Consider the following 23153-nt stretch of genomic DNA (forward strand, 5'->3'; position numbering starts at 1 on the left):
AAACAATAACCAACTGGCGGCGGCGGGGCCGGGATGCCAATAATCGGTGCATGACTACATACCGCGTAAGAGTCGGGTATCACAACCCGTCAGCCCTGACATTCAGGCAACTGGATGAAATTCTGGAGCCGCAGCGATTCTGGAGAACAGATTCGGCGGGCGGCCAGTTCCGCTATTTCATGGAGTATGAGTACCAGTCTGACGTGCGCGACCTCTGTTCGGTCTGCTCGCTGGCCTACAGTCAGGCCTGCAAAGTCAGAAAGTGCCCGCTGATTCTGGTCGAGGTGATGAACTGAACGCGTCCGGCGATCCCGCTGTTCTCAGCACGGGATCGCCGGGCGTTTTAATACGAACTGCTTTAACCTGAACGTCGCTGCATCAGCAGACTTAACGCGGCGGGCAGCACCGTGAGCGTCACCAGCGTGCCGCTGACCAGACCACCAATAATCGCCAGTGCCATCGGCCCCCAGAACACCTGATGGGCGATAGGGATCATGCTAAGTATCGCGGCACAGGCGGTCAGCAGGATGGGACGCGCCCGGTGATGGGTGGCCTGCCGTATAGCGTCACCGGCAGGCAGTCCGGCGCGGCTGTTCGCATCCACTTCACTGATCATAATCACCGCGTTGCGGATGATGATCCCCGCCAGCGCAATAATCCCCAGCAGCGCCACAAACCCCAGCGGTGTGCCTGCCGGCAGCATCGCGGAGACGATGCCGGGCAGGCCAAACGGGGCCATGCTCAGCGCCAGCAGCATACCGAAGAAGCGTTGCAGCTGAATCATCAGCAGGACCAGCATGGCGCAGATCGTCACCGGCAGCAGAGCAAACACCGAACCATTGCCTTTGTCCGATTCCGCCACTACGCCACCTTCTTCAATACCGTATCCGGCAGGCAGTGAGGCGCGCAGGGCGGCGACATCAGGTGCGAGCTGTTGCGAGACCTTTTCAGCCCGTTGACCGGGTGCGATATCGGTCTGTACGGTGATGTAAGAGAGCCGCTGACGGCGCCAGATCACCGGATCATCCACACCCCAGTTCAGGGTCGCTACCTGGCGCAGCGGAATTTTCTGTCCGCTGGCATTGGTGATCATCAATCCTTCCAGCGTCTCCGTGTTCTGCCGCTCGGCGTCATTGCTGCGTAGCACCACGTCAATCAGCCGGTTGCGATCGCGCAGAGTCGTCACCACGCTGCCGGACATCAGGGTGTTCAGCGCAGAGGCGATGGTGTCGGACGACAGTCCGGCGGCACGGGCGGCGGTCTGGTTTACGGCCAGCGTCATGACCCGTTCCGGCTCCCCGGCGGTGAGATTCACCTCGCGGGTCAGTGGAGAGTGGGCGATCAGCGCTGCCAGCTCACCGGCAGCCTGCCGCACCCGGCCATTGTCCGGGCCGGTGATACGATATTTCAGCGGCCAGCCCACCGGCGGACCCAGCTCCAGCGGCGAGACCCGCGTCGTGATATCACTGAAATCCGCGGCCAGTTTCTTCTCCAGCCTGCTGCGCAGCCGATCGCGTACCGCCAGATTCTTCGCCACCACCACCAGCTGTGCGATGTTTTCATTATCCAGCAATACATCCATCGGCAGATAGAAGCGTATTGCGCCAGAGCCGACGTAACTGGTGAAGTTCGCCACATCCCGATCGTTGCGCAGCATCTGTTCCAGCTGTGCGGTACGGCGCGTGGTTTCCGCCTGGGAAGTACTGGCGGGCAGCGTCAGGCTGACCAGCAGTTCAGGGCGGTCGGACGCCGGGAAAAATTCACCCTGCATAAAGGTGGTTGCGTACAGGCTGACCAGCAGCACCGTCAGCGCTGCGCCAATCGTCATCAGCCGGTGGCGCAGAATGACCTCCAGCAGCCCATGATAGCCGCGCGTCAGTAAGCCCGGCGGCTGGTGGGCTTTGATGCGCTTCGCTGACAGCAGCCAGCAGCCGGTGAGCGGCGAGAAGATGACCGCAACCACCCATGAGCAGAGCAGCGCCAGCGTAATCACCACAAACAGCGAGTAGCAATACTCCCCGGCACTGGAGGCGGCGAATCCGACCGGGATGAACCCGGCGATCATCACCAGCGTGCCGGTCAGCATCGGAAAGGCTGTGGTTCTGAATGCATACGTCGCGGCCTGCCACTTACTGTCGCCCGCTTCGAGCCGTGCCACCATCGCCTCGACGGTGATCATGGCGTCATCCACCAGCAGCCCGAGCGCAATAATCAGCGCGCCCAGTGAGATGCGCTGCAGTCCGATGCCCGCCAGCAACATGCCGGTAAAGGTCATCGCCAGTACCAGCGGAATAGCCGCCGCCACCACCAGACCGGCACGCAATCCCAGCGAAACAAAGGAGACGGCTAACACGATGACAACCGCTTCGCCCAGTATCCGCACAAAGCCGCTGACCGCTTGTTTCACCACGGAAGACTGATCGGCCACGCGAGTCATGGTGATACCGTGCGGTAGCTGACCGGCCAGTGTCTGCATGCGCTGGTTAAGCTGTTTACCGAAATCGAGCATGTTGCCGCTGGCGGCCATGGAGATTGCCAGCCCGATAGCCGGCACGCCGTTAACCCGAAAGGTGGGTGCCGACGGTTCAGCAGGTTGCAGGCTGATGGTCGCCAGATCGGTCAGCGGGATGAAACGCTCCCCGATATGCAGGGTAATCGCCTGCAGGCTTTCGACCGAGGTCAGCGTACCGCTCACCCGCAGCGCGATATTTTCGCGGTCGGTGCGCAGGCTGCCAGCGGGCACCACATCGTTCTGCGCTTTGATGGCGTCGCTGACCTGCTGTAAATCGAGCCCCATGCCGTTCAGCTTGCGTGGGGAAAAGGCAATAACCACCTGCTGCTCCTGCACGCCCAGCAGACTGGTTTTACCAATGTCGGGCAGACTGGCCAGGCTGCGGCGCAGGTTATCAACCCGATCGCGCAGCTCTCTGGCGGTAAAGCCATCCGCCGTGAAGCCGTAAATTGTGCCGAAGGTGTCATCAAACTCGTCGTTAACCGCCGGACCCTGCACGCCCTGCGGCAGGGAAGACGTCACATCATGCATTTTTTTCCGCAGCTGATACCAGATACCGGCCACCTCAGAAGGTGGCGTGTCATCGCGCAGGTTGACATAAATGACCGTCTCTCCGGCGCGGGTTTCGCTCTCAACCGCATCCAGTGACGGGATCTCCTGCACCTTCTGTTCCAGCACATCCGTCAGCAGTTGTACGGTGGTGTTTACATCAGCGCCGGGCCACCGGGCAGAGATCACCGCAGTTTTGATGGTAAACGCCGGATCTTCATTACGTGACAGGCGTTCATAACTCAGCACACCCGCCGCCATCACCAGCAACATGAAAAAGATGACCAGCTGCTGATGCGCCAGCGCCCAGCCGGAAAGGTTAAAGCCAGTAATTTTTTTCATGAGCCCTCCTGTGCCAGCGTCACTTTTTCACCGGGCTGCAGGGTGCCGACACCGGCGGTAACCACGCGCTCGCCTGGCCGGAGCCCGGCAGAGACAAAGATTTGCTGTGCGCTGAAGCGGGTCAGCACCACCGGACGAAGCTGTAAGCGTGATGTCGCATCAACCACCAGCAGCGCGGGCTTGTCTGCAAAGCGGGTCAGGGCGCTGGCGGGCAGGGCGATGACCGGCGGTTGCGCATCGGGAAGCGTGACGGTGACGGTGGCACCCAGTGCCATCGCCTCGGGTGGCTGATGAATTGAGATGCGCAGCCGCCAGGTACGAGTCTGTGAATCGGCCTGCGGGCTGATGTCACGTATCGTGCCACTGGCCTGGATGTCCGGGTCGGCGAGCAGTGTCACCTTCAGCGGAGTCCGGTCGTCAGCTCGCAGCAGAGCAGGCGTTGTCAGATCAAACACCGCATCGCGTGCATCACCGGCTGCCAGCGTCATCACAGTCTGTCCGGCGCTGACCACCTGGCCGGGCTGAACCGGGAGGGCGGTAATCCGGCCTGCGGCGGGCGCAGTGAGCCGGGTCCAGCTGAGATTATCCTGGGCATTTTTCAGTGCTGCGTCGCTGCTGAGACGGCGGGACTGCGCGCTCTGCCAGTCTCCCTCGGCACTGTCCAGCTGGCTGCGGGCGATGGCACCGCCGGGCATCAGCAGCCGCATCCGATGGAGGTTAAGCGCAGCGACGCGTTCGGCGGCGCGGGCGCTGTCGAGATCGGCTTGCGCGCTGCTCAGCTGATTACGTGACTGATCGTTTTCCAGCGCGGCCAGGGGTTGCCCGGCGGTGACGCGATCGCCCAGCTCAACAGCGCGGCTCACCACCCGGCCATCCAGCCTGAAGGCCAGCGCAATCTCTTCATGGGCGCGAATTTCACCGGTCAGCACGCGTGACGCGTTGCTGCTGAGCGGCGGGGCAATCACCGTTTTGACCGGGCGGAGTGGGGCGGCTGGCGGGGCAGGATTGTTGTCCCGGCAGCCGGTCATGATGAATACGCCGAGCAGCACGAACACGATCGGCGCGAAAATATGTACACTGAAGAGATGACGCCACACCTGGCGGGCAGCATCCGATAAGAAGTCTGTCATAACCGGGTTCCTTTAATGAGTTGTGCTCATTGAACCCGGCCTGTGTCCAGAAACGTTCCATGAACCATCAAGAAATGGTCAAGTCAGTAAATTTATCCCGCCGGTAACATTATCCCAATCAGCAGACCACCCTCGGCAGGCAGGGTGGCGTGCAGCGATCCGCCGTGCGCCTCGATAATCACTTTGGCGATCGACAGCCCCAGCCCGCTGCCGCCGGAGTGGCGGGCGCGTGAGGAGTCAGCCCGGGTAAAGCGATCAAACAGTTGCGGCAGGAAGTCTGGCTCTACGCCCTGACCGTAATCACGGAAAGTCAGCGTGGTCGCCTTATCGTTCTGGCTGGCGGTGATCAACAATGCGCCACCGTCGGCGGCGTAGCGCAGCGCATTTTCACAGATGATGGTTATGACCTGACCCAGGCGAAAGGTATCGGCGCAGAGCAGCAGATCGCCGGGTGCCATTACGCTGATGACGACACCCGACTCTTCTGCCTGTGGCAGCAGCCAGCCTGAACGCTCGCGCAGTAACTCAGAGAGATTAAATCGCTCGCGGTTGAGGGTAAGCTGCCCTGCATCTGCCAGTGACAGCAGATGCAGTTCATCGGTCAGTCGGCTGAGCTGTGTCAGTTGCTTCATGATCATCGCCAGCTGCTGCGGCTCGGCAGGGAAGACGCCGTCCAGAATGCCCTGCAGGCGGCCCATCGCTGCTGTCAATGGTGAGCGGAGTTCGTGTGCCATCGCCACATGCGAGGTGCGCAACTCACGATCGTAGCGCGCCAGCTGTTGTGTCATCTGGTTAAAATCGTCGGTAAAGCGCACCAGCTCCTGCGGGGCTTCTTTCACCACCGCCGCCGTCCGGCCGAATTCCCCTTTCGATACCGCACGCGCCGCCGTCGCCAACTGGCTGAACTGCGCCGACAGCGGACGGGCGAAACGCAGCGCCATCATCACCATAAACGGGATGGTGACCACTACCAGGACCAGCACGGTCAGCCAGTCAGAGGATGCCAGCGAGGGATCGGAAAATTTGATCCCCCACCACTGATCGACAATCTGATGAAAGCGCGCCGGATCGCTGGCGGGATGATGGCGCAGCTGCGTGAACTCATCGAGCAGCGCATGCGGCATCCGGTAGTAGACCCAGAACGCCTGCACCGCAAAGCGCAACCACATACAGGCGGCGATGAGGATCACGCTGCCGATAGCCAGTAACAGCACCCGAATGCAGATCCAGCGCCACAGTGAAGTGTGCGTATCGTTCTTCATGGCTGTCTGAACCGGTAACCGACGCTGCGTACTGCCGGTAAGACGTCAGAGATGCCTGCAGCCTCCAGTTTACGGCGCAGGTTATAGACGTGAGTATCGACTACACGCTCCAGAGCATCGCTTTCCGGCAGGCAGTGCTCCAGCAAAAACAGGCGGGTAAAAGGCCGCGTCGGGGCACGCATCAGCGTGACCAGCAGGGAAAACTCGGTGGGCGTCAGATCGAGGCGGCGCGGTGCATCACTGTCGCTGGCGACCACGGCGGTGAGTGCCAGCGGATCAACCACCAGACCCGCCCAGCGCAGCGATTCTGCGGCGGGCGCGTGACTCTGGCTGCGACGCAGCACGGCCTGAACGCGCGCCACGACTTCGCCCGGATGGTAGGGTTTGACCACGTAGTCATCAGCACCATAACGTAGCGCGCCGATGCGGTCCGGCGCGTCACCCATCGCCGTCACCATGATTACCGGGGTATCGTCACGCCGACGCAGCGCGGCCAGCACTTCGGTGCCATTCATGCCAGGCAACATGATATCCAGCAGGATCAGATCGGGTTGCCAGCGTCCTGCGGTTTCCAGCCCGCCGGGTCCGTCACCGGCAATCATGACCTCATAGTTTTCACGTTTCAGGTAGGCCTCAAGTACACCCGCCGCATCTGCGTCATCTTCAATAATCAGTACACGTTTTGACTGCATTTTCGGATCACCTTGACTGTTTCTTCATAAATCCCTGGTCGTTCATTGACACTCGCCTCGCATACTCCGGACAGTGACGCGGCACTGAATCCCTCAGCTCCGCACCTGATGTGATAATGAGGAAACGTGATGATAACCGGAAAAATAACGCTTCACATGGTCTGTTTTTCGCTGGGGTTGAGTGCCGCTACTGCTATGGCTGATGAGAGTGCCACGCCACCGCCCAGCCTGACGCTGGGCATTGCGGGCATTAATGCCCCACGCTACAGCGGCGCAGATAAGCAGCACTGGCAACTGATGCCGGTTATTCAGGCGCGCGACGGAGCATTCTTTTTCGACTCGCAAAAAGGCGTTGGTTATGACATGCAGGCGGATAACGGGCTGTATCTGGAACATACCTTGGGTTATGGGCTGGGTCGCTCTGACCGTAACTCATCGTGGCGCGACGGTGATGACCGGCTCCGAGGCATGGGGAATATCGACGCAACGGTTAACACCGCGCTGGCGGTGGGCTGGTCGGTTACCCCGTGGTTTGTGGTTGAGGGTAAAGCGACGCTGCCATTGAGTGATAGTCAGGGCGTGCAGTACCGGACGTCCGTAACCCTGATCCCCTGGCAGACCCAGGACGATACGGTAGCACTGCAGGTGGCAGGTCTGTCTGGCGATGCGCGTTATATGAATACCTGGTATGGCGTGAACAGCGAGCAGAGTGCTCGTAGCGGGTTTAAACGCTATAACGCTGCGGGTGGATTTTATGGCACAGACACCAGCCTGACATGGAGTCACCAGTTCACGCCCGGATGGGCTGCCAGCGTGATCGGCGATTACACCTGGCTGGATAAGCATGCTTCAGATAGCCCCATCGTCGCCCGGCACAATGGCGCTTCGGCCACGCTGGCATTGAGCTACACCTTCTGAATGGCACCATGAAGAAAAGTGAGATGCGTAGCCATCGACGGTTGCTGGCTGCGCTGATTCTGTTCTATCTGCTGGTTTATGCTCTTCTCATCGTGGCGCTGAGTCTGTTTGATGCGCCGATAAGGGGATAAGGACATGAATAATATTCACTGCAGCGCTTACAGTTATTAAGTCATTCTGTTACCGAATAAATCAATGCTGATATAGCGGCTGGCAGGAAATAGAAATACCTTGCTAGTGAATGTAATACTGCTGATTAACAGGCGTGGTTTATAAATTTAAACTGAGCCGGTTTATCATTGGTAGGTTGTGCTGAAAAAACAGGTGATTCAGGTAATGATCGTTTTTTTATAATTTATTATCTCTTATTTATTCCGGTTTAAATCTTGTTGGTGGATGTGGAGAATCATGGTTTTTTTTCATTTCATAAGCGCCCATCCTACTGTTTTGTAATGATATTTATTTTTATATTAAGGGGTGGCTTATTTTTAATGCATTGATTTTACTTTTAAAAATTTCAGTTAATTCATCATGGGTGTAGGCCATTTTAATTCACAGATAACACAACGATAATATTGCCGTCCGGCCTGGATAAACCACTTTTCCCTGAGCTGTCAGTATGTGAACCTTATAGAAAGTAAACCGATGAGAAAGAAAAAAAGCCCTGTACCCCATGACGCGACATTCCGACAGTTTCTGGCAAATCCGGATGTTGCCAGAGATTTTATGCAGCTGCATCTTCCTGAAGAACTGCGTAAAATCTGCGATCTCGGCACACTTAAGCTTGAATCCGGCTCCTTTGTCGAAGACGATTTGCGGCAATATTTTAGTGATGTTCTGTACAGTCTTAAAACCTCAGCCGGGGACGGATATATACACGTTCTGATTGAACATCAATCTACACCGGACAGGCATATGGCGTTTCGTCTGATGCGTTATGCGATTGCCGCTATGCAACAGCATCTTGCTGCGGGTCATAAAAAGCTGCCTCTGGTGATACCTGTATTGTTCTACACCGGTAAGCGCTCGCCCTATCCTTATTCGACCCGCTGGTTCGACGAATTTGATGATCCGGCTGTGGCAGAACAACTCTATGGAAGTGCTTTTCCGCTGGTGGACGTCACGGTTATTCCTGATGACGAAATCATGAAGCACCGTAGCATGGCCGCACTGACACTGATGCAGAAGCATATTCATCAACGTGATATGGCTTCGATCATTGACCGTCTGAGTACCTTACTGATGGCCGATTATCTTTCTTCACCCCAGGTATTGGCGCTGATACACTATTTAATGCAGGCAGGTGAATCAGCTGATCACGAAGCTTTCGTTCGCGAACTGGCACAGCGGGTGCCGCAACACGGAGATGCACTGATGACTATTGCACAGCAGCTTGAGCAAAAAGGTATTGAAATAGGTCGCGCTGAAGGTATTGAGCTGGGCGAACAGCGGGGAATGGAGAAAGGCCGCAGTGAAGGTAAGCGCGAAGCCACTCTGGAAATCGCTCGCGTTATGTTACAGCGCGGCCTTGAACGTAAAACCATCATGGAAATGACAGGTCTTTCCTCAGACGATCTGGCTAACATCCAGCATTAAGCCTCTGCGGATAAGACCTGATGGCAATTTTTCACTTCAGGGAAAGTAAAGCTCTCAGGTCTTATTGCCCGCAGGCTGGCGCTGCAGGTAATTCCAGGTTGCGCCCAGCATGCCGGAGTCGTTACCGTAGGTTGCGGCATCTATGCGGATATCAGGATCATATTTTGCCAGCTGCTCTCCCAGTTCCTTGAGGAAGGGTTCGCGCTCAGTAATTCCCCCGCCAATAAATACCCTCTGCGGGTCGAACACGCTGAACAGGTTATATAAGCAGGCCGCAAGGTCCGCATAAAATTTATTTACCACCTGCTGCGCGGCGTCTTCATTACGATCGTATGCGTCAAAGACATCTTTACCACTGACATCGTCGGCAGGCTTTTCAATAAGCTGGCTGTAATTCTCCCGCAGCGCCGTCATGGTACAGCTCTGGCTCATGGTGTGGCGTTCTATATTGCCGCTGGTGGGACGCGACGTCAGCAGGCAACCAAACTCGCCAGCCCGGTTGCGTCCACCCCGAATCAGTGCGCCATTGCAAAAGGCCGCTCCGCCTAACCCGGTGCCTATCGTCAGCATCAGGAAATCGTTGAGCTTTTTCGCTTTTCCCAGCCACTTTTCAGCCAGCAGTGCACAGTGTGCATCGTTTTCGACAGTAGCAGGCAGGGACGTTTTTTCTGTCAGCCACTGGCTCAGATGAAACTGGTCAAAGTCACGTATGGTGCCGCCCATGGCAATATAACCAGCGTCAGCATCAATATAACCGGGTGTGCTGACGGCAATACCAGCACAACCGGGATTTTTCTCCAGCCAGGCCAGGATTTCATCAAGTATTTTATCGCGTGCGTTATGGGAAATATCAGCACTATCGCTGGTCAGAATATTTCCCTGATCGTCAATCACACCCATTTTTAAAGAGGTACCACCAATATCGAAAGCTGCAATTTTCATCAACGTTCTCTGAAGTTGTTTTCATTCAATTAATTGTAGTGCTGAAAGAAAAGGGCAGACGGCCAGGCGACGGCAATTTTGTCAGGAAAGGTACAGATTTATAAAGCTGATGCTGAAGGGCTGAAGACTGGTGGCAGACAGGAAATAACAGAATGCGCTGTATAGGCTGGATGGTGATGTGATCAGCGACGCTGCCAGTATATCCGGCAGCGTCGATTGAGTCGTCAATATGCCGTCATTACCACTTACGTAGCAGAATACTGGCATTGACGCCGCCAAAACCAAATCCGTTCGACATGGCATAGTTCAGCGCGGCAGGTCGGGCTTTAAGCGCCACCAGGTCAAGACTGCCTGCTGCTTCATCGGGATGATAAAGGTTCAGTGTTGGCGGAATAAGCTGATGGCACAGGGCCAGCAGTGTGAATATCGCCTCAACGCCACCCGCCGCACCCAGCAGATGGCCGGTGGCGGATTTGGTTGATGAGATCGCGACCGGCGAATCATCGCCAAAAACGGCGCGAATAGCGGACAGCTCACCGTGATCGCCGACCTGAGTCGAGGTTGCATGAGCATTGATATGCTGAACGTCATCCGGGCTGATACCCGCCTGTCGCAGAGCTAACCTCATCGCCCGCGCAGCGCCACTGCCATCCTCCGGACCCGCCGTAAGATGGTAAGCATCGGCGCTGGTGCCGTAGCCGACAATCTCCGCCAGCGGCGTCGCTCCGCGTGCCTCTGCATGGGCCAGCGACTCAATGACCAGCAGGCCGGCGCCTTCGGCCATGACAAAGCCGCTTCTGTCCCGATCAAACGGACGTGAGGCGTGGTGCGGCTCATCTTCATATCCTGCGCATAGTGCGCGCGCGGCTGCGAAACAGCCCAGCGTCACGCGATCCAGCGCCGCTTCGGTGCCGCCACAAATCGCAATGTCCGCTTCACCACTTCTGATTAATCTTGCGGCGTCACCAATAGCCTGTACGCCTGCTGCACAGGCAGTAACAGGCGCGCCGAGCGGGCCGGTGAAACCGTGTTTAATTGAGATATGACCGGCTGCCATGTTCGCCAGAAACGAGGGAGCAGTAAAAGGTGATAGCCTGCGCGGACCACGCGCGTCGGTCGTGCGCACTGCGTCGGCAATCGCACCAAAGCCGCCAACGCCAGAAGCAATGATCGTAGCCGTGCGTTCACGCGCAGACGCATCTTCAGGATGCCAGCCTGCCTGCTTCAGCGCTTCTTCCGCTGCCAGCAGCGCAAACTCAATAAACCGCGACATCTTTTTTCGCTCTTTTGGCGCAATGAACGACTCCGGGTCATATCCGGCCAGCGGATCGTCTTCAATGCCAGGCACGCTGCCCCCCACTGAAATACCGGTTCCTGCGGTGAGCGCATTGGGCAGAACGCGAATACCCGATTCACCCGCCGTTAATCGCTGCCAGACGGTTTCAACGCCACAACCCAGCGGCGAGACAATACCCGCGCCGGTGATGACGATGCGTTGAGATGAGGCTGAATGACTCATGCGGTTGCTCCCGTAGTCAGTCCGGACAGCGAATAAAATACTGCCGCAGAAAGTTGATGCGCGCCTGAAGCGCGATTAGCGAGACCCTTAGCAAAAGGGTGCGATATGCGAATGCTGGTATGAAAGTGAACAGACAGAGATAAGCTTAGCAGCATCAGGATCCTGAGCGATAATCAGACAGGCCGTTATCTTTGCCTTTGTGACTAATTAAGTCAATAGTCACTTCGTTCAGGGGGCAAGACTGCGTAATACCAGTGCGGCCAGTTGCGTGGAAGCGGCCTCAGCCTCATCGAGGCTGTACTGCAGTAGCACAGGGCTGACATAGGGTCTGATTACCCGATAGATAGCTTCTGCCGCGTCGTCAGCCGGAGTTTTACGCTCAAACTCACCCATTTCACGACCCCTGCGCAGGATCTGCTGAATCAGATTCAGAATCCGCTTTTCGTAAGCCATGGCAGAGGGCCAGCGGTCACGCGACGCGACAGCGGCAATGTCATAGAGTTTACGTTCGTGAAAAAATAGCTCAGTACTGGTGGCGGAAAGCGTCTGAAACAGCCGCCGCAGTTGTTCTGATGCACCTGGAGCATCGGCGATCGCGGTTTCAGCACGCGCCATGATCATCGCCAGTCGGTTTGAACAAATGACTTCGCCAATCGCCTGTTTCGATTCAAAAAACTTGTAGATATAGGCTTTGGAAAAACCAATAGCCCGGGCAAGATCGGAGACGGTGGTTTTTTCGTAGCCGTAATGCGCAAAGTGCTGCATGGCAGCCTCGACAATCTGGTCACGCACATTGTGATCGGCAGGACCGCGCGTTCCACTGTCCGTTACGGATTGGGTCATTGTGATAGCCTGACAAATTGAAGGTGGGTGATAATTTCAGTGACCACTGTTATGGGTGGTCACATTTTAAGTCCTGCTGCGGCGAAAAGCTATGAATTGCCGCGTAAGAATTATTCTTGCAGGCGGCCAGGCCAGTTACTGCGTTTTAAGATTAATTTACTGACGCAGCGTGTCGATGGCGATGTTCCATTGATTGAGCTTGTTGTAAAGCGCCGTACGTGAAATACCCAGTAGTTTAGCGGACTGACGCATATTTCCGCCCTGAGCGCGCAGTGTCTGCAGGATGCAGGCTCGCTCATTATCCTGCAGCAGACTGCTGGCAGACGTATAGTTTTCAGCATCACTGCGGGTCACCATCGCTGTCGGCAAATTGGCGAGGTCGATAATATGGCTCTGGCAAAGATTGACGATTCGCTCCACCAGATTTTCCAGCTCACGCACGTTGCCAGGCCAGTGCCAGGCCTTAAGAGCGTTCATTGCTTCAGGACTGACCTGCGGAGGCAGTTTATTCAGCCGCTGACACAGCGTGCGGATAAAGGTATTCACCAGATCGGGAATATCGCTTTGCCGTTCACGCAGGGCGGGGATGGTCAGCGAAATGACATTCAGGCGATAGAACAGGTCACGCCGGAAGGCACCCTGTTCGACTGCGCTTTGCAGATCGCAGTGGGTCGCCGCGATAATACGGACATCCACTTTTACCGGATACGCTGCCCCGATGCGCAGTACTTCACTCTCCTGCAGCACGCGTAGCAGGCTGGTCTGTGCCTCCAGCGGCATCTCGCCAATCTCGTCCAGAAACAGTGTGCCCCCGTCGGCCAGTTCAAACTTGCCTGCCGACCCACCGCGCCGTGAACCAGTAAAGGCACCATCGACGTAGCCGAACAGCTCGCTCTGTACCAGATCACGCGGCAGCGCGCCGCAGTTGACGGCGACAAAGGACTCATTTGCCCGGCTACTGGCGTTGTGGATCGCCTGAGCAAACAGTTCTTTGCCGGTTCCGCTTTCACCGGTCAGCAGAACGGTGCTGTCACTGCGACTGCTGGCGCGGGCATCCTGAAGTGCCTGCTGAAGCGTGGGGGCCTGACCGCGTATCATATCAAAGGTATAACTGGCGCTGACGCCGAGAACCCGTCGCGTAATGGCGCGAATGCGCTGGTTTTCCCGAAGCGACAGGATACGCCCGCCGTCCGGGGCCGGCATCAGCGAGACCAGACAGGAGACGCTGTGTCTGCCGTCAGGGCGGAAGATCATCTCACGGTCATTGCAGCAGGGCAGGGTAAGCAGCGAACCAGACTGAGGTTGCAGCAGCTGGTCAATCGAAGCGTTACCGGCATCAAGACCTGCAAAGATCTGACGCGCATAGCGATTCAGCGTTTTGATGCGTCCCTCGCGGTCGCAGACCACCACGCCTTCATTCAGGTTTTCCAGTATCGACTGCTGCTCGGCCAGCAGGCGGCGCAGCGTCAGCTGCTGGCCGATCGCTTCTGCGGCGGCCTGTACCGTTCCCAGCGTATGGGCATTGAAGTTATCAGGAGTGGCGGTCAGCGTCAGCACGCCAGTCATCTGACCGCTGGCATCCCGGATGGGCGCTGCGGCACACTGCCGGTTACGTTTACGCAGTGCGATTTTCCAGTTTTCCCCACTCAGCACGTATACCAGTCGCTGCTCGCGCAGGCAGCGCGCGGTGCAGTTCGTGCCCAGAATTTCCTCACGCAGAACGCTGCCAACCGGCGTCAGGTCGCTGCCGCAGAAGCTCAGCACAACGCCCTGAGCATCGGTCAGATTAATGTGTCCATCGGGATTATAGGCCAGCAGATTCTCCATCACGCTATGAGCCACGGCGATCAGCTCGCTGTGATGACTCAGGATAGCGGCCAGCTCTGACGGGGTGACCGGGGTGTAGCAGAAGTGCGTCGGATCGATGTGATGCTCGCGTGAGCGTGCCCAGGATTGCAGAATACTGCGGCGGATCCAGTGTGGTTTTTCACCCTGGATAAACGCCTGCCAGCCGCGCACCAGCTGTGTTTCCCACTGTGCCGCGTCACTGCTGTCCGGCAGGTTGAATATGGCGTCGCTCTCTTCTTTATTTGGCAATAAATCATGCAGCGATTGCATTCCACTCTCCCGACGTCGATGAAATGTCCATTTTAATGACATGTTAAGTTGACATGTACATTTTACTTTCAGTTATGAAGAGGCTTCTGCGAGCGCGTTCACAGAAACACCTGCTTAAAAACTGGCATCCGCTTTGCAACGCTGTTGATAACGCTCACCGGTTAAAAATAACCTGAAAGTTAAGCGGTTATGCGTAAACAAAATCTGAAGTTACTGCTGTTTATCTGACTTACGGCATGACAGAACGGCACGACCTCCGGCTTTGATATCCCGATGTTGTCCGGCGTCACTGAGTCCTGAACGGAACATCCGGCACTGACGGGCCGGCAAAATGGATGGCGCGTTTTGCCGGAACACACTGAGCCAATGATGCGTTCAGAATCCGGTCGTTTTGCTGCTGAAGTGCAGGCGAATTCCGAACCCTACCCAGCTCTGACGGGCTGACAATAAATGACAGGAGCAGTTATGAGTCTTAAAACGGTACGAGTGGGATTGATTGGCGCTGGCCGCATGGGCAGTTTTCATGCAGAAAACCTGGCGCTACGGGTGCCCGGCGCCCGGCTGACAGCCGTTGCCGATCTGCAGCCTGGCGCAGCGCAGCAACTGGCGGATCGGCTGGGAGTGCAGAAAGCCTATACCGATATCCAGGCGTTGCTTAATGACAGTGAAATAGATGCGGTTGCTATTGCTACACCCGCCCGCACGCATGCTGAACTGGTGATCGCCGCCGCGCAGGCAGGCAAACATATTTTCTGCGAAAAACCGATGGCGGTGACGCTGCAGGAAGCCGATCGGGCTATCGCTGCCGCTGTGGACGCGGGCGTCGTGTTGCAGGTCGGGTTCAATCGTCGGTTCAGTACGGGCTTCGCCGCAGCCATTGAAGCGATCAGGGCGGGCAACAATGGCACTACCCAGTTAAGCCGCTCTGTGACCCGCGATCCAGGCCTGCGCGATCCGGCCCCGATCCCGCAATGGACCATCTTTCTTGAAACCCTGATCCATGATTTTGACACTCTGCTGCACTTTAATCCGGGGGCACGACCTGTCGAAGTCTATGCGCTGGCTGATGCACTTGTACGGCCTGATTTTAAAGATAAAGGGTTACTTGATACCTCGGTGGTGACAATTCGCTTTGATAACGGAGCGATAGCCACGGCGGAAGCCAGCTTCCAGGCCGTTTACGGCTATGACGTTCGCGGCGAAGTGTTTGGCAGTAAAGGCATGCTGCAGACAGGCAATATCAATCAGGATAACTGCGTACGCTATCACGCCGACGGTATTGCAATCGCCACCTCCCGGCTGGATACCGATCTGCTGCGTGAGGCATATGTTGCTGAAATAACAGAGTTTGCGCGCGCAATTCTGCACGGTGATAAACCGCGTGCGACCGGCACCGATGCGCGCAACGCGCTGGTAATTGCGCTGGCCTGCATTGAATCAGTCAGACAACGTAAACCCATTCTGCTGGGAGCACGCTAATGGCCGGTTATCAGCTGTCAGTCTGTGCCGAGATGGTGTTTCTCGATCTGCCTATTATCGCGCGTGTGGAAAAGATCCATGCGCTGGGATTTGGGGTGGAGATCTGGAACTGGGCTAATAAAGATATCGACGCGCTGGTGGCAACAGGCGCACGTTTTACCTCCATGACAGGCTACCTCAGCGGGAACCTGACCGATGATGATGAGATTGCGCAGCTACTGCAAAGCGCAGAAACCTCACTGGCGGTTGCAGAACGTCTGAACTGCCCGCGCCTGAATCTGCATGGCACCGGACTGGATGCCAGCGGCCAGGCGGTTCGTCCGATTGAGTTGGTGACCGGCGAGATGTGGCTTAAAGCGGCCGACACCCTGCGCCGTGTGGCTGCACTGGGCGAACAAGCCGGTCGGGTTTTTACCCTCGAAAACCTCAATCTGGCGGTGGATCATCCGGGTACGCCATTTGCGCGAGCTGCCGATACGCTGGCTCTGGTCGAAGCGGTCAGCAGCCCGGCTCTGAAGATGAACCTTGACCTCTATCATGCGCAGATTGGAGAGGGAAATCTGATCGCGCTTATCCGCCGCTGTGGTGACGCCATCGGGGAGATTCAGGTAGCCGATGTGCCGGGCCGGATGCAGCCGGGCACCGGAGAAATTAACTATCGTGCCATCGCCCGTACGCTGAATCACATGGGCTACAGCGGCGTTATTGCGCTGGAGGGTTGGGCCGCAGGTGACAGCGAAACCGCGCTGGCGCAGTTCCGCGATCATTTTACGTTATAAGCGATTCCACCGGGTATTTGCCTGTTGCCCGGTGGTTTACTCAATAAAAATTACCCTACAGGAATACACGATGAAAACCAGAATGTTGTTAGCACTGCTGCTCAGCCTGCTGATTAGCGTTACTGCCTGGGCGAAAACACCAAAAATCGGGGTTGCACTGGCGAATTTCGACCTTAACTTCGTCTCAATTCTGAGAACACAGATGGTGGGTGAGATAAAGGCGCTGAATATGGAGGGGCAGTTTGTCGATGCCAAAGGTGATGTTGCGCTTCAGGTTCAGCAGGTTGAGGATTTTATCAATCAGGGCGTGGATGCAATTATTCTTAATCCGGTCGATACGCAGGGCGTACTGCCGATGGTGAAAGCGGCAGAAGCCGCTGGCATTCCGCTGGTATTTGTTAACCGCAAGCCGGAAGTGAAACTGCCGGTCAATATGGCCTATGTCGGTTCGGACTCTGCTCTGGGAGGTGAGATGCAGATGGAGGCGCTGGCAAAACAGATGAACTACCGTGGCAATGTCGCTATTTTAATGGGTGCATTATCGAACGAAGAAGCGCGTGAACGGACACGCGCTGTTGAAGCCGTGATCGCTAAATATAAGCAGATGGCGGTGATTGAAAAACAGACCGCACGCTGGCAGCGCAATGAAGCGGTAGACGTGGTGTCGGGATGGCTGCTTAATCAGCGACCCATTGATGCGATTGCTGCAAATAATGATGAAATGGCCATCGGCGCGATCATGGCGCTGAGTCAGGCGAAAAACAGTCACATTCTGGTCGCCGGAATTGATGGTACGCCCGACGGTCAGCAGTTTGTTAAAAATGGAAAGATGACGCTGACAATTTTCCAGGATGCTAAGGGGCAGGCGACAGGAGCGGTTAAGATCGTTAAGGCGTTGCTGGATAAACAGAAAGTCGACCCGTTGGACTGGATCCCCTATAAGACCATCACGCAGGCTAATTACCCGGCGTTTGCCGCAGAGAATCAGCCCTGAAAGCCGGAATTAATCACGAGAACGATGCGGCAGGCTGCAGATCTTCATGCCTGTCGCATTTTAATGCCAGTTAAACGTCACCTCTATGCGTTGATTGATTCAGGACTCATTCGTGCTTCTTGAGATCAGCTGAATTATACTGTCGGAAATGAGCGCAAATTCAGTGATTTCTTAATGATTTACATTATCGATGACCAGATTACCTACAATTCAGATGATTGTACGCTGAGCCATATTCCTACTCAGGACACGCTGAGTCTGAGTATTTCATCGGGCCGGCTGTTTGAGCAGTTACTGAATTCCCAGGGAGAAATACTGGCGCGCGAAACCCTGCTGACCGAAGTCTGGGATAAATATGGGCTGCGTGGATCAAACAGTAATCTGAACCAGTATCTGAGTATTCTGCGCAGAGCGCTTGCGGCTTATGGTTGTGAAAATCTGATTATCACCATTCCGAAAATCGGCATCCGACTAAATACTGACATCAAAATTGAACATAAACACTCCCCGGCTGTGGTTGTGGGGAAGCTTCAAGTTGATGAAATGCCTGAGGAAAATGTTGATTCCAGCCAGGATAGCCACTCACTATCATCCGATCCAGTTATCGCAAACAAGCCTTTTAAAAAATCTTTTTTCAACTTAAGACAGGTCATAGTCGTCCTTATCATGCTGATGTTGCTGGGAGGTGCTTTCAGGTACATCACTTCAGGGGATCCCGCTGCAAAGAATTCTGCTATGAGTACTATCAAACTCGAAGGTGGTTGCGAGGCGGTCATTATTCAGGGGCTGGATGTTTTTGAGCAAAAGTCACTGGATAAGCAGATTCTGGAAATCCTTAAAGAGAATAATCAATCCTGTGTATCAGGACGACGCATCTATTTCGATAAAAACACGGCATTCACAACTAAAGATTATGGCAGGACCATTCTTTCCGCCTGTAACCTAAACAGCAGTGGCCATATCGTTTCCTGCGATAACTTCTATTATCTTGACTGGAGACCGCTTTGAAACGGAACGCTACCCTCACGCTGACGATAACCCTGGCTGTGATGCTGCTGCTGGTCTTCGCGGGAATTAATTACGTGAAACCCCGGCCTGACGACCTGCCTTTCCGCTGCTCAGCATTCAGCCGCTACGATCTTAGCCGTCATGATGATCAAAAGATTGAGTTTGTTGTTTCTCAGGATTTACGTTTTATTGATTCTAAGCTCGGCTATCTATTAATGAATGGGCAGGTTACTTTTGGTGATAAGGTGACCATCCTTAATCGACGTATTGCACTGAGTGCCGGTAATAAAATCGATAGCGACACTTATCGCTACAAATTAAGAACGACCATTACTTCAACTAACGACACTACACCGGATGCAGTGTTTAATCTTCTCCTGGCAGAGATCACACTCGATCCTGGTTATCTGCAACTGGATATCACGCAAATTGATAAAAAAACTTATCTGGTCGGCGGGCCGCTCTCCTATCTTTTCACCTGCCAGCGTTACTAAACGCAGTAACTGATTACTGAAACGAAAACCGGAAGAGTTAACTCCCTTCCGGTTTTTTTATCTGTACACGACTGATTACCAGGTACGGAAACTCTTTAGCGTATCTGAGAACAGCTGAAGATCTGCTGCGGTAGTAGGACTCGCCTTCGACAGAGAGAAAATCAATATGTCTTCCATATTAAGCGTGAATAAAGCTTGTTTCTGATAAAGACGAAGATTATCTGGTCGCAGGAAATCATAACTGATCATGATTCCCGTAGTCAGGTTGTCCCCCAAAACTACTGGCTGATGGGCTTCCTGTTGCCAGTCTTTCATCTGCTTTTGCAGGATAGCGAGCTGGCTAAGGATATACTCTTCCGGGTTGTTATGGTCGCCTAACTTATCACGGGAAATAGTGATTGGTGGCAGAACAGATCGGGTATCAGCCAGCGTATTCAGTGTTCGTTCGCAGTAGCCTTCCGGCAAGGTAATTGTGCCTTCAGTGAAGCGGCAAATAGTCTTATCCATGGGTAATCTCCGTTTTATTATGGGTTGTTGTCTGGCCAAATAACTGCTCTGCCGTGACTTCGCTGAGCTTACCGTTATTTAACAGGACGATTTTATCGGCACTGCGGATAGTTTCCGGACGGTGTGCAATGATGATTCTGGTGATCTTCATCTGCTTAATTGCGTTGTTGATCTGGGCTTCGTTATAGATATCCAGATGACTGGTGGCCTCATCCAGTACCAGGATTTTAGGTTCGCGATAGAGTGCGCGCGCCAGCAGAATACGTTGTAGCTGGCCACCTGATAAAAACGAGCCCATATCACCTACAAGGCTTTGATAATTCATCGGCATTTTCATGATATCGCCATGAATCTGAGCCAGACGGGCCACGCGGGTAATTTTTGCGTGATCGGGTTCGTTATCAAAGAAGCTGATGTTCTCGCTGATTGAGCCTGAAAAGAGAATGTCATCCTGCATTACGCAGCCGATGCGATTACGGTGATGTTCAAGTCCGGTCTGAGTGATGTCCATGCCACCTACGGTGATGGTGCCTTCTTCCGGATGCAGAAGGCCAAGAATAAGTTTGGCCATCGTAGTTTTACCCTGGCCGGATGGCCCCACGATGGCAAGGCTCTCACCCGCTTTAATCTCCAGATTCGCACCCTCGACAACCCAGGGTTCAGTCGGCGCATAGCGAAAACGGATATTGATAAGCTTGATATCCTGCGGTACCTCTGTCTCCTTGTCGGTTTCCTTACTAATCAGACCTGGATTGCCCTCAGAACTGGCTTCTGTTTCAGACAGAACAATATCGGCAAGGCGTTCACCATGCATTCTCAGCATACGGAAATCGATGATGGCATTGATCAAACCTGAACCGCGACTCATGAATTGATCTGAAAAGCTGATAAAGGCGGTCAGCATACCGGCAGAGAAGTTGCCATCCAGGACCTGCAGCGCAGCAAGCCAGACCAGAACCACACGGCCCACTGAAGTTAGCAGTCCCTGAGCCGAACCGAACAGGATATTGAGCTTCTGTATCACGATGCCTTTATTGGTGGTATCCACCAGAAAGTTCATGTAAGCCGAGAGTCGGGGTACCTGTTTATTATTGGTTTTAACCGCCTGGATCCCACGTAGCGTTTCAAGCAGAGACGACTGGGTACGGGCCGAGCTGATGATTTGTTCTTCATTGGCGCGGCGAACCGGATCGTAGGCCATAAAACGCAGCAGTGCATAGGCGAGAAAAAGTCCAATGACCAGCCACGCCAGTTGCGCGTTATAGATGAAAAGCATCACTACCGTAACGATTGACATAACACCGTCCAGTACGGTGCTGATAAAACGGGAAGTCAGCGTACTCTGAATTGTATTAAGCGAACCGTAACGAGAAAGAATGTCTCCAACGTGGCGTGATTCGAACCATTCCAGCGGCAGCTTTAACATATGGTGACAAACGTTTATGGTCCACTGCACACTAAGCTGGCTTGAGAACCAGCTCATTACCCATGAACGCAACGCTGTAACGATAGTCTGAAACAGCGCGATCATGATAAAGCCCACACCGAGCAGCGACAGTAACGAATAGTCAGCAGAAACCAGCACCATATCCATTACCCACTGCATAAAGAAGGGACCGAGGACACCGAATAGCTCCAGTGCGATTGAGAGGATGAGCACCTGAGCAAAGGCAGACTTTACCCCGGTCACGCTGCCCACCAGCTTCATCATTGAGATGCTTTCTTTCTCTTCTTTTACTTCAAAGGTGGAAGAGGGAACCAGCTCCAGCGCGACACCGGTAAAGGCGGTCGATGATTCTTTAAAGGTCAGTTCGCGGATCCCACGCGCGGGATCGTGAATGGTGATTTTATTGCCGCGTACTTTCTTCAATACCACAAAGTGGTTCAGTTCCCAGTGAAGAATGCAGGGCATGCGCAGTTTAGACAGCTCTTCCATTTCCACTCGCAGTGCGCGGGAAGTCATATTGAGCTGTTGTGCCATAGCGATGACATCAGCCAGTGTGGCGCCTTTGAGCGATGTAGCGAACTGACGACGTAACGTGATCATGTCGATCTGATGGCCGTGATAATTAGCTATCATGCCAAGACAAGCCAGACCACACTCCGCTGCCTGTGACTGACGAATCATCGGTAAGCGGTTAAACCATTTGAAATTGAGTTTCTCTAATAACAACACAGAACAGACCTTATAAATCAGAGAGAAATTTTGTGTCCCAGCGCGAAAATCGGCTCCAGTACCCATTCATAGAGACGACGTTTGTCGACAATAAAGTCGGCATCCAGCGCCATACCTGGCTTCAGTTTTTCATTCTGCGAATAAGCAGAAATAGTTTGTTTATCCAGAGAGACCAGAACCCGGTACTGCTGTTCCTGAACATTGTTTTTACCGGTTAAGGTGGTGACTTCCTGAGGCGAGAGGGCGGTTCGAGAGACCTCGATCACCTTGCCATATTGTTGGCCAAACTTCTGATAAGGAAAGGCTTTATAGCGCAGCACGACACGCTGACCTGGCTGGATAAAGCCAATGGATTGCGTATTGACCATGATGCGGGCAACAAGGTTGGTATTGTTAGGCAGAATCGCGATGGCCGACTGACCGGCGTTCAGCATCTGACCATTTTTGACCATGATCATGCCGACATAACCACTCTTCGGCGCACGAAGCTCAATGGATCGGCGCGCTTCATTCTCTGCCATTGACTGACGGTTATCTGCCAGTTGCCGTTCGATGTCGTTGCGTTTTTTCTCATCATCCAGCGGCTTTTCATGCAGTTGCTGCTCCGCCTGAACAATTTTTTGCGACGTGTCCAGCAGCTGACGCTTGTACTCCTGGTAACGTGCCTGGCTGTCGAGCAGATTGGATTCCTGTTCTTCCAGCTGACGGTTTGAGGCGTACCCCTCCAGGTGCATAGCGTTGAGTTTATCCAGTTGCAATTTCGCTAACGCCACCTGTTTGCGGCGGTGTGACAGCTGAAGTCTCAGCTGTTCCTGCTGGAGTTTCAGACTGGCGATGGTGTCGGATAACCCTTTCATTTCGACGTCATGCAATTTGGCAAGCGTCTGAAGATCCTGCTGAAGTCGTTCCCGCTGAGCCACCAGATTTTCGGCGATAACCTGACGTGTCTGTCCCATCTGTGTTGAGACTTCGGATGACAACACCATAAGAACATCATCTTTTTTGACCAGTTGTCCCTCTTTAACCGGAATATCCACCACGGTTGCGCTTACAGGAGGAGGAACGACTAACATGCCATTCTCAGGCAGCAGTTCTCCGGTAGAAGATTCATATTTCGTATAGCTGCCGAAAATGAAAAACAGGGTTGTAACGGCAGTAATAAAAATCACCACAGAAATAACAAGCCAGCGATAGGGCGGACAATAAAGTGCTACGATGCCCAGGTTACCCCGATTAGCGGCATCAAGCGCCTCCTGACGAAAGAGTGATTGTTCCATTTATAGATTCATCATG

The 23153-nt window shown here is 54.4% G+C and carries 20 protein-coding genes; 9 read left to right on the forward strand and 11 right to left on the reverse strand.

The window, feature by feature from the left end; genetic code table 11:
• The first annotated feature begins 50 nt into the window (after positions 1-50).
• A complete protein-coding gene (locus AC6I8E_RS21945; RefSeq protein WP_013356609.1) occupies positions 51-296 on the forward strand; it encodes a hypothetical protein in 246 nt (81 codons plus the stop codon).
• Positions 297-358: 62 nt separating this feature from the next.
• Here AC6I8E_RS21945 and AC6I8E_RS21950 read toward each other — a convergent pair whose 3' ends face one another.
• The 4 genes from AC6I8E_RS21950 to AC6I8E_RS21965 form a co-directional block, all read right to left on the reverse strand.
• The gene (locus tag AC6I8E_RS21950) at positions 359-3403 is read right to left on the reverse strand and encodes an efflux RND transporter permease subunit (RefSeq protein WP_497824961.1); all 3045 of its coding nucleotides are present in this window, start codon (positions 3401-3403) and stop codon (positions 359-361) included.
• Complete coding sequence (locus tag AC6I8E_RS21955; RefSeq protein ID WP_147789911.1) at positions 3400-4533, reverse strand: efflux RND transporter periplasmic adaptor subunit; 1134 nt, start codon at positions 4531-4533, stop codon at positions 3400-3402. Before AC6I8E_RS21955 ends, AC6I8E_RS21950 begins: the two co-directional genes overlap by 4 nt.
• Positions 4534-4625: 92 nt before the next feature.
• Entirely contained in the window at positions 4626-5795 is a 1170-nt protein-coding gene (locus AC6I8E_RS21960) for a sensor histidine kinase (protein ID WP_497824962.1), read from the reverse strand.
• Positions 5792-6487: a response regulator gene (locus AC6I8E_RS21965; RefSeq protein WP_013356605.1), complete on the reverse strand. Its 696-nt coding sequence runs from the start codon at positions 6485-6487 to the stop codon at positions 5792-5794. Before AC6I8E_RS21965 ends, AC6I8E_RS21960 begins: the two co-directional genes overlap by 4 nt.
• A gap of 129 nt (positions 6488-6616) precedes the next feature.
• Between AC6I8E_RS21965 and AC6I8E_RS21970 the strand changes: the two genes are divergently transcribed.
• The 3 genes from AC6I8E_RS21970 to AC6I8E_RS21980 all read left to right on the forward strand — a co-directional run bounded on the left by AC6I8E_RS21970 (position 6617) and on the right by AC6I8E_RS21980 (position 9001).
• Positions 6617-7405 (forward strand): MipA/OmpV family protein, encoded by a 789-nt coding sequence (locus tag AC6I8E_RS21970; protein ID WP_370425751.1) that lies wholly within the window; start codon positions 6617-6619, stop codon positions 7403-7405.
• An 8-nt stretch (positions 7406-7413) separates the two neighbouring features.
• Positions 7414-7536 carry a hypothetical protein gene (locus AC6I8E_RS21975; RefSeq protein ID WP_013356603.1) on the forward strand — a complete coding sequence of 41 codons (123 nt, stop codon included), beginning with the start codon at positions 7414-7416 and terminating at the stop codon, positions 7534-7536.
• Positions 7537-8050: 514 nt separating this feature from the next.
• Positions 8051-9001 (forward strand): Rpn family recombination-promoting nuclease/putative transposase, encoded by a 951-nt coding sequence (locus AC6I8E_RS21980; protein WP_013356601.1) that lies wholly within the window; start codon positions 8051-8053, stop codon positions 8999-9001.
• A 54-nt stretch (positions 9002-9055) separates the two neighbouring features.
• Here AC6I8E_RS21980 and AC6I8E_RS21985 read toward each other — a convergent pair whose 3' ends face one another.
• The 4 genes from AC6I8E_RS21985 to AC6I8E_RS22000 form a co-directional block, all read right to left on the reverse strand.
• The gene (locus AC6I8E_RS21985) at positions 9056-9943 is read right to left on the reverse strand and encodes an ROK family protein (protein ID WP_013356600.1); all 888 of its coding nucleotides are present in this window, start codon (positions 9941-9943) and stop codon (positions 9056-9058) included.
• A gap of 238 nt (positions 9944-10181) precedes the next feature.
• On the reverse strand, positions 10182-11462 hold the full coding sequence (gene fabF / locus AC6I8E_RS21990; protein ID WP_313677383.1) for a beta-ketoacyl-ACP synthase II: 1281 nt from the start codon (positions 11460-11462) through the stop codon (positions 10182-10184).
• Between the two features lie 228 nt (positions 11463-11690).
• Positions 11691-12305 (reverse strand): TetR/AcrR family transcriptional regulator, encoded by a 615-nt coding sequence (locus tag AC6I8E_RS21995; protein WP_095708285.1) that lies wholly within the window; start codon positions 12303-12305, stop codon positions 11691-11693.
• Between the two features lie 156 nt (positions 12306-12461).
• Positions 12462-14423, reverse strand: coding sequence for a sigma-54-dependent Fis family transcriptional regulator (locus AC6I8E_RS22000; protein WP_497824963.1), 1962 nt, complete (start codon positions 14421-14423; stop codon positions 12462-12464).
• Positions 14424-14888: 465 nt separating this feature from the next.
• Between AC6I8E_RS22000 and AC6I8E_RS22005 the strand changes: the two genes are divergently transcribed.
• The 5 genes from AC6I8E_RS22005 to AC6I8E_RS22025 all read left to right on the forward strand — a co-directional run bounded on the left by AC6I8E_RS22005 (position 14889) and on the right by AC6I8E_RS22025 (position 19177).
• Positions 14889-15902 carry a Gfo/Idh/MocA family oxidoreductase gene (locus AC6I8E_RS22005; RefSeq protein WP_497824964.1) on the forward strand — a complete coding sequence of 338 codons (1014 nt, stop codon included), beginning with the start codon at positions 14889-14891 and terminating at the stop codon, positions 15900-15902.
• Positions 15902-16681 (forward strand): TIM barrel protein, encoded by a 780-nt coding sequence (locus tag AC6I8E_RS22010; RefSeq protein ID WP_346436891.1) that lies wholly within the window; start codon positions 15902-15904, stop codon positions 16679-16681. Before AC6I8E_RS22005 ends, AC6I8E_RS22010 begins: the two co-directional genes overlap by 1 nt.
• A gap of 70 nt (positions 16682-16751) precedes the next feature.
• Positions 16752-17675 (forward strand): substrate-binding domain-containing protein, encoded by a 924-nt coding sequence (locus tag AC6I8E_RS22015; protein WP_497824965.1) that lies wholly within the window; start codon positions 16752-16754, stop codon positions 17673-17675.
• Positions 17676-17849: 174 nt separating this feature from the next.
• Positions 17850-18683 carry a winged helix-turn-helix domain-containing protein gene (locus tag AC6I8E_RS22020; protein ID WP_497824966.1) on the forward strand — a complete coding sequence of 278 codons (834 nt, stop codon included), beginning with the start codon at positions 17850-17852 and terminating at the stop codon, positions 18681-18683.
• Positions 18680-19177 carry a FidL-like protein gene (locus tag AC6I8E_RS22025; RefSeq protein ID WP_095708279.1) on the forward strand — a complete coding sequence of 166 codons (498 nt, stop codon included), beginning with the start codon at positions 18680-18682 and terminating at the stop codon, positions 19175-19177. The genes AC6I8E_RS22020 and AC6I8E_RS22025 overlap by 4 nt, the downstream gene beginning before the upstream one ends.
• A gap of 75 nt (positions 19178-19252) precedes the next feature.
• Here the strand turns inward: AC6I8E_RS22025 and AC6I8E_RS22030 are convergent, their stop codons facing one another.
• From AC6I8E_RS22030 to AC6I8E_RS22040, 3 genes are read right to left on the reverse strand one after another with little or no spacing between them, the layout of a single operon-like run.
• A complete protein-coding gene (locus tag AC6I8E_RS22030; protein ID WP_497824967.1) occupies positions 19253-19684 on the reverse strand; it encodes a DcrB-related protein in 432 nt (143 codons plus the stop codon).
• Positions 19677-21860 carry a peptidase domain-containing ABC transporter gene (locus tag AC6I8E_RS22035; protein ID WP_497824968.1) on the reverse strand — a complete coding sequence of 728 codons (2184 nt, stop codon included), beginning with the start codon at positions 21858-21860 and terminating at the stop codon, positions 19677-19679. The genes AC6I8E_RS22030 and AC6I8E_RS22035 overlap by 8 nt, the downstream gene beginning before the upstream one ends.
• Positions 21861-21877: 17 nt before the next feature.
• Complete coding sequence (locus tag AC6I8E_RS22040; RefSeq protein ID WP_497824969.1) at positions 21878-23137, reverse strand: HlyD family secretion protein; 1260 nt, start codon at positions 23135-23137, stop codon at positions 21878-21880.
• Positions 23138-23153: the final 16 nt, after the last annotated feature.

The sequence above is a fragment of the Pantoea sp. X-Soil-YNGN-785 genome (assembly GCF_059730585.1).